General features: G+C 68.4%; 11 protein-coding genes and 1 tRNA gene. 9 read left to right on the top strand and 3 right to left on the bottom strand.

Annotated features, from left to right (window positions below; all coding sequences use genetic code 11):
* Window positions 1–34 precede the first annotated feature (34 nt).
* The 4 genes from H8S61_RS15115 to H8S61_RS15100 all read left to right on the top strand — a co-directional run bounded on the left by H8S61_RS15115 (window position 35) and on the right by H8S61_RS15100 (window position 4,556).
* Window positions 35–919, top strand: a complete 885-nt coding sequence (locus H8S61_RS15115; protein ID WP_186939566.1) for a methylenetetrahydrofolate reductase — start codon at window positions 35–37, stop codon at window positions 917–919.
* Window positions 907–1,644, top strand: a complete 738-nt coding sequence (locus H8S61_RS15110; RefSeq protein WP_366458558.1) for a vitamin B12 dependent methionine synthase — start codon at window positions 907–909, stop codon at window positions 1,642–1,644. The genes H8S61_RS15115 and H8S61_RS15110 overlap by 13 nt, the downstream gene beginning before the upstream one ends.
* The gene (locus tag H8S61_RS15105) at window positions 1,637–4,177 is read left to right on the top strand and encodes a homocysteine S-methyltransferase family protein (RefSeq protein ID WP_186939565.1); all 2,541 of its coding nucleotides are present in this window, start codon (window positions 1,637–1,639) and stop codon (window positions 4,175–4,177) included. Before H8S61_RS15110 ends, H8S61_RS15105 begins: the two co-directional genes overlap by 8 nt.
* Before the next feature lie 82 nt (window positions 4,178–4,259).
* Window positions 4,260–4,556 (top strand): CDP-alcohol phosphatidyltransferase, encoded by a 297-nt coding sequence (locus tag H8S61_RS15100; protein WP_154334330.1) that lies wholly within the window; start codon window positions 4,260–4,262, stop codon window positions 4,554–4,556.
* Window positions 4,557–4,601: 45 nt separating this feature from the next.
* On the opposite strand, the gene H8S61_RS15095 is transcribed toward H8S61_RS15100, so the two are convergent.
* Window positions 4,602–7,433, bottom strand: coding sequence for an EAL domain-containing protein (locus H8S61_RS15095; RefSeq protein ID WP_366458555.1), 2,832 nt, complete (start codon window positions 7,431–7,433; stop codon window positions 4,602–4,604).
* A gap of 417 nt (window positions 7,434–7,850) precedes the next feature.
* Between H8S61_RS15095 and H8S61_RS15090 the strand changes: the two genes are divergently transcribed.
* A tRNA-Ala gene (locus tag H8S61_RS15090) sits at window positions 7,851–7,926 on the top strand.
* Window positions 7,927–8,018: 92 nt separating this feature from the next.
* Window positions 8,019–8,498 carry a hypothetical protein gene (locus H8S61_RS15085; protein WP_186939564.1) on the top strand — a complete coding sequence of 160 codons (480 nt, stop codon included), beginning with the start codon at window positions 8,019–8,021 and terminating at the stop codon, window positions 8,496–8,498.
* A gap of 89 nt (window positions 8,499–8,587) precedes the next feature.
* On the opposite strand, the gene H8S61_RS15080 is transcribed toward H8S61_RS15085, so the two are convergent.
* Window positions 8,588–9,430 (bottom strand): Mrp/NBP35 family ATP-binding protein, encoded by an 843-nt coding sequence (locus tag H8S61_RS15080; RefSeq protein ID WP_154334335.1) that lies wholly within the window; start codon window positions 9,428–9,430, stop codon window positions 8,588–8,590.
* 141 nt (window positions 9,431–9,571) lie between these two features.
* Here H8S61_RS15080 and H8S61_RS15075 point away from each other — a divergent pair, with 141 nt between their 5' ends.
* From H8S61_RS15075 to H8S61_RS15065, 3 genes are all read left to right on the top strand, one after another.
* Window positions 9,572–10,873: an amidohydrolase gene (locus H8S61_RS15075; protein ID WP_186939563.1), complete on the top strand. Its 1,302-nt coding sequence runs from the start codon at window positions 9,572–9,574 to the stop codon at window positions 10,871–10,873.
* A 283-nt stretch (window positions 10,874–11,156) separates the two neighbouring features.
* Entirely contained in the window at window positions 11,157–11,999 is an 843-nt protein-coding gene (gene modD / locus H8S61_RS15070) for a ModD protein (RefSeq protein WP_160942938.1), read from the top strand.
* A gap of 77 nt (window positions 12,000–12,076) precedes the next feature.
* Window positions 12,077–12,286 carry a heavy-metal-associated domain-containing protein gene (locus tag H8S61_RS15065; protein ID WP_160942937.1) on the top strand — a complete coding sequence of 70 codons (210 nt, stop codon included), beginning with the start codon at window positions 12,077–12,079 and terminating at the stop codon, window positions 12,284–12,286.
* A gap of 40 nt (window positions 12,287–12,326) precedes the next feature.
* Here H8S61_RS15065 and H8S61_RS15060 read toward each other — a convergent pair whose 3' ends face one another.
* Entirely contained in the window at window positions 12,327–13,862 is a 1,536-nt protein-coding gene (locus tag H8S61_RS15060) for a helix-turn-helix transcriptional regulator (protein ID WP_186939562.1), read from the bottom strand.
* Between the last annotated feature and the right edge of the window lie 56 nt (window positions 13,863–13,918).

Here is a 13,918-nt window from a genome sequence, read left to right as displayed (position 1 = left end):
GCCCAGCTGAGCCGCACTTTCGTATAATGACGGCATGACCCAGATTGCCGACATATACCGCACCGCGAAAGCCGAAGGGCGCCAGCCCGTCTCGTTCGAGATATTCCCGCCGAAGGGCGATCTCTCGCTCGAAGCGGCGCACGCCATGGCCGGCCAGCTGGCCGATCTCGTGCCCGACTTCATCAGCGTGACGTACTCGGCCGGCGGCAGCGGCAACAAGCAGGCCACCGCCGAGGTGGCCGCCATGGTCCAGTCCGACTTCGACGTGCCCACCGTGGCGCATCTGACGTGCGCGGATGCCACCGACGAGGGGTTGTCGCGCACCATCGACGACCTCAGGCGCAAGGGCATCCAGAACGTGCTGGCCCTGCGCGGCGATGCGGCGCCGGCGTGCGGCGAGCCGGGGGCGGGCGCGTTCCGCTACGCGAAGGACCTCGTGGCCGTCCTCGCCGAGGAGGGTTTCTGCGTGGGGGCCGCCGCCTACCCCGAGGGGCATATCGCGTGCATCGATGCGCGCGCCAACGTCGAGCACCTCAAGCAGAAGCAGGATGCGGGCGCGGCGTTCTTCATCACGCAGCTGTTCTTCGACAACGCCTACTTCTACCGCTTCTGGGACGCCGCGCTGGCGGCCGGCATCACCGTGCCCATCGCATGCGGCATCATGCCGTTTCTGGGGAAAGCGCAGATCCAGCGCATGGTGTTCATGTGCGGCGCGTCGCTGCCGTCTCCCATCATCAAGCTGCTCGCGCGCTACGAGCACGCGCCCGACGATCTGCGCCGGGCGGGCATCGAGTACGCGAACGACCAGCTGGTCGATTTGGCGGAGAGCGGCGTGGACGGCCTGCACGTGTACACGATGAACCAGCCCGACATCGCGCGCGCGAACGTCGCGGCGCTGCGGGCGGCGTGGCAGCGGTGAGCCCGGGCTCCGACACCTCTGCGCCTGCGCTTAGGCTCGACCGCGCCGAGGCGCTGCGCTACCTCGGCTACGCCGGCCAGGAGCTGGACGAAGGGTTGCGCATGCGGTTCGAGCAGCTTGCCGACGCGTGCGAGCGCACGCTGCGCCCTGCTTGTATCCACGCGACGTTCGACGTGGACGAGGCTCGCAGCTGCTGGGACGGCGACGAGCCGCGCGTGGCGCTTGCGGGAAGCCCGCTCATGCTGGAGGGGCACTCCATCGCCGCGCATCTGCGCGGCGCGCGCAAGGCGGCGCTCATGGCGTGCACGCTCGGCGCGGCCAGCGAGCGGGAGCTGCGCAAGCACGCCGCGCTCGGGCCGGTCGACGCGTTGCTATACGGCGCGGCGGCGTCGGCGCTCGTAGAGGCCGCCGCGAACGCCGCCGAGGCCGCCATCGTGGAGGAAGCCGCCGCCGAGGGTCTCCACGCGAACTTCCGCTTCAGCCCCGGCTACGGCGATCTGCCGTTGACGGTGCAGCCCGCGTTCCTGGCGGCGCTCGATGCGCCCCGCCGCATCGGACTCGCGGTTACCGAGGGCAACCTGCTCGTTCCCACCAAAAGCATTACGGCCGTCGTCGGCCTGTTCGACCGGCCGCTGCCGAGCGCGACCGTGCGCGACGCGTGCGCGTCGTGCCAGCTGCGCCCAAACTGCCAGCTCAGGAAGAAAGGAATCACCTGCCATGGCTGACGTTTCCGCATACGACCCGCTCGACGGCATCGCCATCGCCGACGAGCACCTGGCACGCGCGCTGCGCGGCGAGGACTTCCTCGTGTTCGACGGCGGCATGGGCACCCAGCTGCAGGCGTGCGGCCTGGCGGACGCGGGCGCGGTGCCCGAACTGCTGAACTTCTCGCATCCGCAGGCCATCGCCGCCATCCATGCGGACTACGTGGCGGCGGGCGCCGAGGTGATCACCACGAACACGTTCGGCGCGAACGCCCGCAAGCTGGAGGGCCGCGCGAGCGTGGCCGAGGTCTACCGCGCCGCCGCGGCGTGCGCGCGTGAGGCGGGCGCACGCTACGTGGCGGGCGACATCGGGCCTTTGGGCGTGCTGCTGGAGCCGTTGGGAACCTGCACGTTCGAGGAGGCGTACGATTTGTTCGCCGAGCAGGTGGACGCCGTATGCGCCGCGGGTTGCGACCTCGTGCTCATCGAGACGATGGCCGACCTGCGCGAGGCGAAGGCGGCGCTGCTGGCCGCGCGGGAGCGCTGCGACCTTCCCGTGTTCGCCACGATGACGTTCGGCGAGGACGGGCGCACGTTCCTCGGCACGCCGCCCGAGGTGGCGGCCGTGACGCTGTCGTCCATGGGCGCGCACGCGGTGGGCCTCAACTGCTCGCTCGGGCCCGACGAGCTGCTGGGGGCCGCGCAGGCCATGACGCGCTTCGCCCGTTGCCCCGTGCTCGTGCAGCCCAACGCCGGCCTGCCGCGCATGGAGGGCGGCCGCACGGTGTACGACGTGGATCCGGCGTCGTTCGCGCGCGCTATGGAGCGCATGCTGGAGGCGGGCGCCAGCATGGTGGGCGGGTGCTGCGGCACGAGCCCGGCGTTCATCGAGCGCGTGCGCGCGCTCGTGGACGACGTCGGCGCGCCCAAGCCGCGGCCCTTCGAGCGCGCCTGCGTGCTGACGAGCGCCCAGGAGGCCGTCGTGCTGCCGGCGGGACGGGCGCGCATCGCGGTCATCGGCGAGCGCATCAACCCTACGGGCAAGCCGAAGCTCAAGGCCGCCCTGCGTGCCGGCGACTTCGACTACCTGGTGGGCGAGGCGGTGGCCCAGCAGGAGGCCGGCGCCGACGTGCTGGACGTGAACGTGGGGCTGCCCGAGCTGGACGAGCCGGTCGCCCTGCGCGCCGCGGTGGAGAAGCTGCAGGCCACGGTCACGCTGCCGCTCGTGGTGGACTCGAGCGACCCGGCCGCCATCGAGGCCGCCGTGCGCGGCTACGCGGGCAAGCCGCTCGTGAACTCCGTGAACGGCAAGCGCGAGAGCCTCGATGCGGTGCTGCCCATCGTGAAGCGCTACGGCTGCGCGGTGGTGGCGCTCGCGCTCGACGAGGACGGCATCCCTCCCACGGCCGAGGGGCGCTACGCCGTCGCTGCGCGCATCGTGGAGGAGGCCGAGCGCCGCGGCATCCCGCGCGAGGACGTGGTGGTGGACTGCCTCGTCATGGCGGCGGCTACGAACCAGGACGAGGGGCGCGAGATCCTGCGCGCCGTCGCGCTCGTGAAGGAGCGTCTCGGCGTGCGCACGGTGCTCGGCGTGTCGAACGTCAGCTTCGGCATGCCGCAGCGCGGGCTCGTGAACGCCACGTTCCTGGCGGCGGCGTTCGGCGTGGGCCTCGATCTGCCCATCCTGAACCCGATTGCGGCCCGCTACCGCGACACGGTGGCTGCCTTCAAGGTGCTGAACGGCCAGGATGCAGGCGCGGCGGCGTTCATCGACGCCTACGGCGACGCTCCCGACCCCTATGCCGCGCCCGTCCCGGGCGGGTCCGAGCGAGGAGCCGCGCCCGCCGTGCCGCCTCGCGACGTCCTTGTGGCCGACGACGCCGTCCCCGTGCCGCCCGCGTTCGCCGACGCCGCCGACGAGGTGCGCGCGCTCGTCCATCTCATCTTCACCGGTCGCAAGGGGCCGGTGCCCGACGCCGTCGCGCGCCTCCTGGAACACCACGATGCGCTCGCGCTCATCGACGGCGTGTTCATCCCGGCGCTCGATGCGGTGGGCGAGAAGTTCGAGCGCGGCACGTTCTTCCTGCCGCAGCTCATGGCCTCGGCCGAGGCGGTGAAGGCGGGGTTCGACGTGGTGAAGGAGCGCGCGGCCGACCCGGCTGCGACGGCCGACGACGCCCGCGCCATCGCGGTGGCCACGGTGAAGGGCGATATCCACGACATCGGCAAGAACATCGTCAAGATGCTGCTGGAGAACTACGGCTTCCGCGTGGTGGACCTCGGCCGCGACGTGGAGCCGGCCGAAGTGGTGCGCGTGGTCAAGGAGCAGGGCATTCGCCTCGTGGGGCTGTCGGCCCTCATGACCACCACGGTGAAGGCCATGGAGGAGACCGTGCGCCTCGTGCACGAGGAGGTGCCGGATGCGGCGGTGTTCGTGGGCGGGGCAGTGCTCACGCCCGAGTACGCCCGTCAGATCGGCGCCGACTTCTACGGCAAGGACGCCGCCGAGGCCGCACGCATAGCCGAGCGCTTCTTCGCCGCGAAAACGGGCTGAACGATTCTGGCATTTCCGATGCAACCGCTGACGGTTCTTGCTATGATAACGCCAAGGTGTTTTTCGGACGAAAGGGGCCGTTATGGGAACGAAAGCTGCGGAGGCGCTCGACGTATCCTTCGACGAGCTGCCGAACTACCTGCACGCGAAGCACTCCGTGTACATGGAGATCGGCAGCGAAACGTACTACCTGACCGACGTCAACGACCGATACTGGCGCGCGCAGGACACGGCGAAGCTCAACGACAAGGGACACTACGTCGATGCGAGCGAGCTGGTGCCCACGGTGAGCGAGTTCCTGACGCTTCCCTTCATCGACGGCAAGTCGGTGGGCGAGGTGTTCGACCAAGCGGTATTCTACGCGTCTGAAAAAGCGTAACGACAACGGGGGCGGTCGCGCGAACGACCGCCCCCGTTTTGTTTGCTAAGCGGGATCGCTCGGTTCGATGGAACCGGCGGCGAACTGCGCGTCGGAGGCGTCCCGGGGAACGGGCCGCGAATAGAGGAAGCCCTGCGCGATGGTGCGGTCGTCCATGCGCACGAGCATGGACGCCTGGTCGCGCGTCTCCACGCCCTCCACCACCACGTCCACGTCCAGCTTGTCGGCGATGGACACCACGCCGTCGAGGATGGCCTTGCAGCGCTCCCCGCTCTCGCTGCTCATGAGGAAGCTGCGGTCGAGCTTCAGCACGTCGATGGGCAGGTTCTGCAGCGTGCCGAGCGACGAGTAGCCGCTGCCGAAGTCGTCGATGGCGATGCGGAACCCGAGGTCCTTCAGCCGCCGGCACAGGCGCTCGGCACGCTCGAGGTCCTCCATGACGATGTTCTCCGTCAGCTCGAGCTCCAGCAGCTCCACGGGCACGCCGTACTCGTCCACGATGCCCTTGACCGTTTCGGGGAACGCGTCGTTCTGCAGGTGCAGGCGCGAGAAGTTGCACGCGATGACGAGCGCTTGCTTCCCGGTGTCGAGCTGCTCGCGGATGCGGGCGCAGGCGAGGCGGAGGATGTGCAGGTCGAGGTCGATCACGAGGCCGGTGCGCTCGAACAGGGGGATGAACTCATCGGGCGGCACGAGCCCGCGCTCGGGCGACACCCAGCGGGCGAGCGCCTCGAAGCCCACGAGGCGGTTCGTGGCGATCTCCACCTTCGGCTGGTAGAAGGCCGTGAACTCGCCGCGCTCGAGCGCGTCGTGCGCCACGGCCACGAGCGCGCGCTCGGCGACGTCGCGGTCCTTCATGCCGGCCGAGTACTGCGCGGCGGCGCTGCGCGAGATGTCGCCGATGCTGTCGCGGGCGTAGCGCGCGCTGTCCACGAACTCGATGATGGTCTGCGCGTCGATGCGCGGCGTCTCGGGGCTGCGCTCGATGACGCACGCGCCCGCCTGCAGCAGGAGGCGATGCGACAGCTCGGCCAGCGTGCTCGTGCCGTTGAAGCGGCGGTCGAGCTCGCCGAAGCGGTCGAGCAGCGCCTCCCAGCCGTTCCAGCGGACCAGCAGCACGAACTCGTCGGCGATGACGTGCGCGTAGCGCTCGTCCGGCGCCCTCATGGCGGCCAGGGTCTCGTTGAGATCGAGCAGCACGCGGTCGCCGGTGGCGTAGCCGAACGCGGCGTTGAAGCTTTTGAATCGCTTGATGTCGAGGTACACGATGGCGTACGTGCCGTCGGGGGCGTTCGCGATGCGCGTGCCCACCTCGGAGCGGAAGCGGGCGAGGCTCCAGCCGCCCGTCAGCGGGTCGGTGAACGAGAACTCCTCCACGCGCCGCGCCGCGCGCAGCTTCACGCGGCTGATGTAGAGGGCGGCGCCGAGGACGATGCCGAACAGCGCGATGACGGCGGCGATGGACTGTACCGGGTACTGGCGCAGGAAGTCGAGGGGGCTCGTGGGGTGCACGGCCAGCGAGCTCTGCGACAGCCACGTGGTCATCTTGCTGTCGGCGGTGTACTGCACGCAGCGGTCGAGGATGCTGACCAGCCGGTCGTCGAGCCCGCGCCCGACGCCGATGCTCATGCTGTTGGAGAAGCTGGTGATGGTGGTCACGCTCAGGCTCGCGTACTGCGACTCCGTCAGCAGGTAGTTCGCCACGTGGGTGTCGGCGTACGCGATGTCGGCGCGGCCTGCGAGCACGGCGTCGAAGCAGTCCTTGGGCGTGTCGTAATAGGTGACGTCGTCGGCCGCGTGCGCGGTCTGGGCCATGTTCGTGGCCAGTGCGAAGCCGTGCGGCAGGGCGACGCGCGTGCCGGACGGGTTCGCCCCCACGATGAGCGCCATGGGGTCGCGCAGGTAGGGGCCGGTGGTGGACAGCTGCCCGGCGGCGTCGGGGTCGGAGTCGCGATCGATGGCGTAGACGATGTCGGCCTCGCCGCTCTCCACGAGCTCGAGGGCCTCGTCGTGGCGATCGACGGGGACGAACTCGAACTGCAGGCCGGTGATGCGCGTGATGTCTTCGAACAGCGAGGCCGCCGCTCCGGAGAATTCGCCGGTCTCCGGGTCGGTGTAGGACAGCGGCGCCCTGAACGAGTCGTAGGTGACGCGCAAGGTGGGCGCCGAGGCGAGGTAGGCGTACTCGTCTTCGGTGAACACGGGGTCCTGATCGGTGTTGATGCCGAAGTAGCGGTCGTACAGCGTCGTGGAGAAGTCGGGGTCGCGCAGCTTGAGGCGGCCCATCGCCTCGTCGAGCTCCTCGGCCACGTCGGAGCGCTCGGGGGAGATCGTGATGTACAGCGGCTCGGGGGCGAACTGCGCGATCGTGCGGAAGCGCGAGTTCCTGCCGAGGTACGTGATGGCGATGGCGTCCACGTCGCCGTCGTCGAGCGCGCTCAGCAGGTCGCTCGTGGCGCCGTAGGGGACGACGTCGACGGAGAACTCGTTCTGCTCGCTGTAGCGCACGAACGCTTCGGCGTCCTGGCTGTTCGAGATCACGCCGACGCGCATGCCGGAGAACGTCTTGAAATCCTCGTAGGCGTAGCGCGTGTCCTCGAGCCGCACGTTGAGCGTCGTGTAGATCTCGCACAGCGACGATGCCGAGTAGGTCATGCGCTGCGCGCGGTCCTCGGTGTAGTACACGAGGGGCAGCAGGTCCACCTCGTTCGCCTCGAGCGCGGCGTAGGCCTCTTCCCAGCTGGGGTAATCCACGAACTCGTACGTCCAGTCGGCGTAGCGGGCGATCTCGTTGAGGTACTCGACGTTGTACCCGACGTAGTTGCCGTCCTCGTCGATGGACATGTAGTCGCCGTCTTCGAAGTAGGCGACGGTCACGACGCGCTCGCCGTACGTGGTGAACTCGTCGGCGAGGGCGCGCGAGGGGAGGCAGGCGATCGAGGCCAGCAGCGCGCAGGCGCATGCGATGGCGCAGACCCATGCGGATGCTGTCGGGTGAAAGCGCGAGGCGCTGTGTGTTCCTGCCGGTGCTATCCTTCGCTCCGATCAACGGGTTGGTATCGCCGGATGGGGTAGGGGTTACAGCGTATCACCTTACCACATAACAGGTCGGTGCCGATAGGACATCCGGGGGTGTGTTTGTGGCGATTTTCGGGTATGACGAGGTGCGATGGGGTCATGGTTCGGCGCGGCACCGCGATGATTCATCCTGTCTTTGAGCGGGTGCGCAACTTTTTTCGAAAAAAGTGCTTGACCGCGTTTCTGCTTCCGGTATACTAGGCTTCGCACTTTTTCGGGGCCTTAGCTCAGCTGGGAGAGCGCATGGCTGGCAGCCATGAGGTCAGGGGTTCGATCCCCCTAGGCTCCACCATTCATGTTACGACGGATGCGATGCGCATCCGTCGTTTTTTGTTTGCGCGGTATGCGCGGCGCGGATGACGACGGCGAGCGAGGTGAACGAGCATGGCCGAGACGGCGGACGAACGCACGAAGACGGTGCCGGTGGGCGACGACGGAACCCCGATGACCACATGGCAGGTGTGGCTGCGCCGCCTGTGCCTGTTCGTCATCGTGTGGGCCGTCGCCGAGCTGCTGCTGGGCGCCGCGCTGTGGGGCGGCTACCTGTTCGGCCGCATGGTGCTGGGCGCCGAGCCCTCCGTGCTGGCCGAGCCCGTCGTGGGCGCCATGTCCATGGCGGGCGCGTGCCTCAACCTGATCATCGGCTTTTTGGGCCTGCGCGGCGCGCGGAACCCGCGCAAGATCACCCTGTTCTTCTGGATCACGTTCATCGACGCGATGCTGACGGCCTGGGCGCTGGCCAGCAGCGTGTCCACGGGATCGTGCGACCTCACCTCGCTCGTGAGCGGCCTGTTCGTCATCGCGCTGGCCGTGTGCACGTGGCAGGTGCGCGGGCAGACCGGCTACTTCGACGTGCATCCCTGAGGGCTTCCGGGCGTGAAAAAACCTCCCCGGGGTTTCGAGGAGGCTTTCGGGTGCGGTCCGTTCGCTTGGCGGCTGCGCGCGGCGCGGCGCTAGTTCTGCTCCACCGCTTCGATCTGGGCGATGACGGGGTCGAGCGCGCCGGCCACGTCGTAGTCCTCCACCTTGCCCGCGTCGCACAGGCGCGCGAAGCTGGGGTCGATGGGCAGCGTGGCGTAGGCGGGGATGCGGTAGCGCTCGGCCACGGCCGCGCCCTGGGGCTCGCCGAAGATGTGGTGCTTCTTGTCGCATTCGTCGCACACGAAGTAGGCCATGTTCTCCACGAGGCCCAGCAGCTCAACGTTCATCTCGTGCGCCAGGTTCACGGCCTTGCCCACGATCATGGCCACGAGCTCCTGCGGAGCCGACACGGTGACGATGCCGTCGACCGGCAGCGACTGGAACACGGTGAGCAGCACGTCGGAGGTTCCCGGAGGCATGTCGACGAACAGGTAGTCGATGTCGCCCCAGTTCGTCTCGCTGTAGAACTGGCGGATGGCGTTGGACACCACCGGGCCGCGCCAGGCGACGGGGATGTCGTCCTTCGGCAGCATGAGGTTGGTGGACATCACCTTGATGCCGCTTTGCGTCTGCGCGGGGATGACCCCGTCGGCGTCGGCGGTCAGCGGGTTCGTGATGCCGAAGGTCTTGGGGATGGACGGGCCGGTGACGTCGGCGTCGAGGATGCCCACCTTCTTGCCGCGCTTCTGCATCTCGCTGGCAAGCAGGCTGGTGACCAGCGACTTGCCCACGCCGCCCTTGCCGGACACGACGCCGATGACGTGCTTGACGTTGGAGCGGGAGTTCGTCTCGATAGTGCTCGGGCCCTGAGCGGTGCGGTCGCCGCAACCGGACTCGCCGCAGCTGCTGCACTCGTGCGTGCATTCTTCTGCCATGGTTCCTTCTTTCTGGGTTTTCAGCGCCCGCGCGCGGCGGACGCGCCACTCGTCTTATCGGGATGATAGCATAAGCTCTATAGTTGGACAGAAGGAATCGACCCGCAGGCCGGACAAGCGTGCGGAGGAGAAGGAGCGCGCATGCTGTTCGCGGACATCGACCTGCTTGACGAGAACCTCGACTACCGCACCCACCAGTGGGTGGGGGTGCGCGACGGCCGCATCGCCTATCTCGGCGACGCCGCGCCGGCGGGCGAGGACGCCGCGGCGTACGGCGAGGCGTACGACGGCCGGGGCAAGCTGCTGGCGCCCGCGTTCTACAACGCGCACGCGCACGCGCCCATGACGCTGCTGCGCGGCTACGCCGAGAACCTTCCTTTGCAGGCGTGGCTCAACGACCAGGTGTTTCCCTTCGAGGCGAAGATCACGGCCGAAGACTGCTACTGGGGCACGCTGCTCGCGTGCGCCGAGATGGCGCGCTACGGCTGCGTGAGCTTCTCGGACATGTACTACCACATGGAGGAGGGCGCGCGCGCCGCGCTGGACGCCGGCCTCAAGATGAACCTCTCCGACTCGCTGCTGGCGTTCAACGGCGAGGGGCTCGACGAGCTGCCCGTGGACGCGCAGAACCGCCGCTTGCTGCGGGACCTGCAGGGTGCGGGCGACGGGCGCATCGTGGTGGACTGCAACATCCATGCCGAGTACACGTCGAACCCGCGCGCGGTAGCCGACCTCACGGCGTTCGCGCGCGAGCAGGGGATGCGCGTGCAGGTGCACGTGTCCGAGACGCGCTCCGAGCACGAGGAATGCCAGCAGCGCCACGGCGGCTTGACGCCCGTGCGCTACTTCGACAGCCTGGGCCTGTTCGACGTGCCCGTGACGGCGGCGCACTGCGTGTGGGTGGACGATGGGGACATCGACGTGCTGGCCGCGCGCGGGGTGTTCGTGGCGGCGAACCCCGCGTCGAACATGAAGCTGGGCAGCGGGTTCGCGCCCGTGCCGAAGATGCTGGAGCGGGGCGTCAAGGTGTGCCTGGGCACCGACGGCATGGCGTCGAACAACAACCACGACATGATGCAGGATCTGTACCTGCTGGCGCTGCTGTACAAGGGCTCGACGCACGATCCGGCCGTGGTCACGCCGAAGCAGGCGCTGGAAGCCGCCACGCGCATGGGCGCGCTGTCGCAGGGGCGCGACGATTGCGGGTACGTGGCCGTGGGCGCGAAGGCCGACCTGTGCGTGTTCGACGTGTCGGGACCCTCGTGGGCGCCGATGACGAACCCGCTGGTGAACGTCGTGTACGCCGGCCACGGCGCCGACGTGTGCCTCACCATGTGCGACGGGCGCGTGGTGTACCGCGACGGCGCGTACCCCACGCTCGACGTCGAGCGCGCGAAAGCCGAGGTGAACGCCCGCACGAAGCGCATCATCGGCGAGCTGTAGGGCGCGCCTCGCGCGTGCGCGTCGGCGTACGTGTTTCACGTGAAACATTCGTTCGTTTTCGGTTTCGGGTCGAGGCATCTTTGTGCCGCGCCGACGGTACGTTGCGCCCGTCGCGAGCCGGCGTGGCACGCGCCCGCCCGCCTCTGGCGCGCACGAATCCAGCGGCCGCGTGCGCGCCGATCGCGCGCGGTTCGCGCGATGCTGTACGTAAAGTACAGCTAGCCGCGTCGCGCGCGTTGGTCTATTCTGGGATGGCTACAATCGTGAAGAGGGAAGGGGCGGCATGCTGAGACTATCCGATGCGCGTATCGACGGGTTCATCGCCGAGGACGTGCCCTACGTCGACCTCACGTGCGCGGTGCTGGGCGTCGGCGACGAGCCGGGCGAGATGGCGTACTTCACGCGCGAGGACTGCGTGCTGGCCGGCGCGAACGTGGTGCGGCGCATCATGGGCAAGCTCGGCTGCGACGTGGTGGAGGCGCGCCGCGACGGCGAGCGCGCGGCCGCGGGCGAGGAGTTCTTCCGCGTGCGCGGCACCGCGGGCGACCTGCATGCGGCGTGGAAGGTGTGCTTGAACGTGTTCGACCACCTGTCCGCCGTGGCGACGAAGACCCGCGCGATGGTGGATGCGGCGCATGCCGCGAACCCGCGCTGCGAGGTGCTGACCACGCGCAAGAGCATGCCGGGTGCGAAGGACCTGCTGACCGAGGCCGTCATGGCCGGAGGGGCGTTCCCGCATCGGCTGGGGCTGTCCGAGACGGTGCTCGTGTTCGACCATCACCTCACGTTCTTCGGCGGCTTCGACGCGTTCGTGGAGCAGCTGCCGGCCATCAAGGGCCGCTGCATCGAGAAGAAGCTGTTCGTGGAGGCCGACGCCGAGCGCGCTCGCGTGCTGGCGCGCGCCGGGGTGGACGGCATCCAGGTGGACAAGGTGCCGGTAGCCGAGCTGGCGCCGCTCGTGCAGGAGCTGCGCGCCATCGACCCGCGCGTCACGCTCATCGCGGCCGGCGGCGTGAACCCGCAGAACGCGGGCGCGTATGCGGCCACCGGCGTGGACGGCCTCGCCACGACGGCCCCCTTCGCCGCCAAGCCCCTCGACATGAGCGTGCGCATGAGCCGCCGGTAGGGAAGACGGCGCCCGCCTTCTGGCACGGGATGTTTCACGTGAAACATTTGTATGCTATACGATGGAAAGGAATCGCCATGGTTGAAGAGACGTTGAGGGTTACGGGGATGCACTGCCCGAAGTGCACGGCGCGCGTGGAGAAGGCCGTGGGCGCGCTGGCGGGCGTGGAGTCGGTGGTCGCCGACCACGAGGCCGACACGGTGAGGCTCGCCTACGACGGCACCCCCGAAACCCTCGCCGCCGCCAAAGCCGCCATCACCGCCGAGGAATTCGCGGTGGAGGGGTAGCCGAAAAGGAGCGCCGGGAGGTTCCTAGGCGCTCCGATTTTCATGCGGGGGGGGGGGTGCTCCTATGAGCGCCCTCGAACGCGCCCGGCAAATCGGAGAACATCTGCATGAGCTCCTTCTTGCTGTGCACGCCAAGCTTGTCGTAGGCGTTCTTGCTGTGGAACTTCACCGTGCGCTCGGTAATGAACAGGTCTTCGGCGATGCCGCCCATCGTCTGCCCGTCGAGGATCATCACCACGATCTGCTGCTCGCGCTCGGTCAGCCCGTAGGGCTCCATCGCCTTGAGCTGATGGGCTTGCAGCGCATCGCGGATATCCTCGAGCGTCATAGGCTCGGTGGCCGGCGCGCTGCGGTCGCGCTGGTCGTGACTCATCTGGCGCACGCGCGCCGACATGTACAGGATGACCAGCACGGCGACGAAGGCGATGAGCGCCGTGGCCGTGCTGGTGAGCGCATCGAAGCCGATGGACATGCTCTTGTTGATCCATGCGCCCAGGTACGGTGCGTACAGCGTGCCGCTGACGAAGACGAGCAGGGCGAAGCAGGGGACGAAGGGAAGCTTGGCGTCGGCCACGGCGCGCGGGAAGAGCACCCAGCACAGGATGACGAGGCAATTGCCTGCTCCGAGGATCATGCCGAGCGCCGTGGTGAGGGTGCCGGGAAGCTTCGTGGACAGCAGGAGCAATCCACCGATCAAGAGGATGAGCGCGATGCTTGAATTCAGGTGCATGAGGAGGGTCGACTCGCGGCTTTCCTCATCGGGTGCCGCGGTGCCGTCGAAGCCCTCCGTCGCGCGGGAACTCTTCCATCGCATGAAGCCCGATCCTGCGAAGCCGATGAGCAGCAAGCCGATGGCGGTGATGGCCAGCATGTCGCTGAGCAGCGTGTGCGAGTTCGCAAGGTAGGGATTGGTCGCCATGCCGCCGAACAGCAGCGTGGCGAAGGTGCACAGGCACAGCACCACGATGAGCATCCAGGGCATGTCGCGCAACGTGCCCGCTTCGATAGGCTCGAGCGTGGGCCGACCGCTGTGCGCGGCGGTGGCCGCATGCGGTTCCTCGTCCTCGCGCTGCGCCGATCGGTTGGACGAGGCGCACAGGAGCAGGCCGGAGCACGTGGGCAGCAGCATGGCGGCCAGCGATGCGAGCGGCGCGGGTGCGACGGAGCACGCGTACAGCACGGCCGCAGCGCCGATTCCGCCGACGCATGCGAGGGGAAGCAGCGTGCGGTACGGGAAGAGCGTCAGCCGTTCGCCCCACGACACGACGAGCAGCGCGCAGCACCCCGCTTGCAGGGAGAAGCACAGCAGCCGCATTCCGTCCGATCCGCCGCATGCGTATCCTGCGCCCAGCACGGCGGCGACGAGCGCGACGCCCAGGAGGAACCCTCGGCCGAGCTCGATGGCGACAAGGCGATTGAAAAGCGCGTACAACAGCAACGTCACGGCGAACACGGCACCTGCGACGAGGCTGCCGTTGTGCACGACGGCATCGCGCGCGAGAGAAAGCTGCTCGCTGGTTTGGAGCCAGGCGAGCATGCAGGAAAAGCCGAGGAATGTCGGTATCACGGGAGGCATGGCGTCAGTATAGCTCCATTTTTCGCGAGGAAATGTTGCACGAAGGAGTTTATTAT

It is taken from the genome of Eggerthella hominis (assembly GCF_014287365.1).
In the GTDB taxonomy this organism is placed as follows: Bacteria; Actinomycetota; Coriobacteriia; order Coriobacteriales; family Eggerthellaceae; genus Eggerthella; species Eggerthella guodeyinii.
The sequence above is the reverse complement of the archived record's forward strand: the minus strand, read 5'-3'. Positions and strand labels throughout refer to the sequence as shown.

Bases quoted from the DNA above. Each gene is read 5' to 3' on its own strand.
- H8S61_RS15115 (WP_186939566.1), top strand. From the start codon at position 35: ATGACCCAGATTGCCGACATATACCGCACCGCGAAAGCCGAAGGGCGC.
- H8S61_RS15105 (WP_186939565.1), top strand. From the start codon at position 1,637: ATGGCTGACGTTTCCGCATACGACCCGCTCGACGGCATCGCCATCGCC.
- H8S61_RS15100 (WP_154334330.1), top strand. From the start codon at position 4,260: ATGGGAACGAAAGCTGCGGAGGCGCTCGACGTATCCTTCGACGAGCTG.
- H8S61_RS15085 (WP_186939564.1), top strand. From the start codon at position 8,019: ATGGCCGAGACGGCGGACGAACGCACGAAGACGGTGCCGGTGGGCGAC.
- H8S61_RS15080 (WP_154334335.1), bottom strand. From the start codon at position 9,430: ATGGCAGAAGAATGCACGCACGAGTGCAGCAGCTGCGGCGAGTCCGGT.
- H8S61_RS15075 (WP_186939563.1), top strand. From the start codon at position 9,572: ATGCTGTTCGCGGACATCGACCTGCTTGACGAGAACCTCGACTACCGC.
- modD (WP_160942938.1), top strand. From the start codon at position 11,157: ATGCTGAGACTATCCGATGCGCGTATCGACGGGTTCATCGCCGAGGAC.
- H8S61_RS15065 (WP_160942937.1), top strand. From the start codon at position 12,077: ATGGTTGAAGAGACGTTGAGGGTTACGGGGATGCACTGCCCGAAGTGC.
- H8S61_RS15060 (WP_186939562.1), bottom strand. From the start codon at position 13,862: ATGCCTCCCGTGATACCGACATTCCTCGGCTTTTCCTGCATGCTCGCC.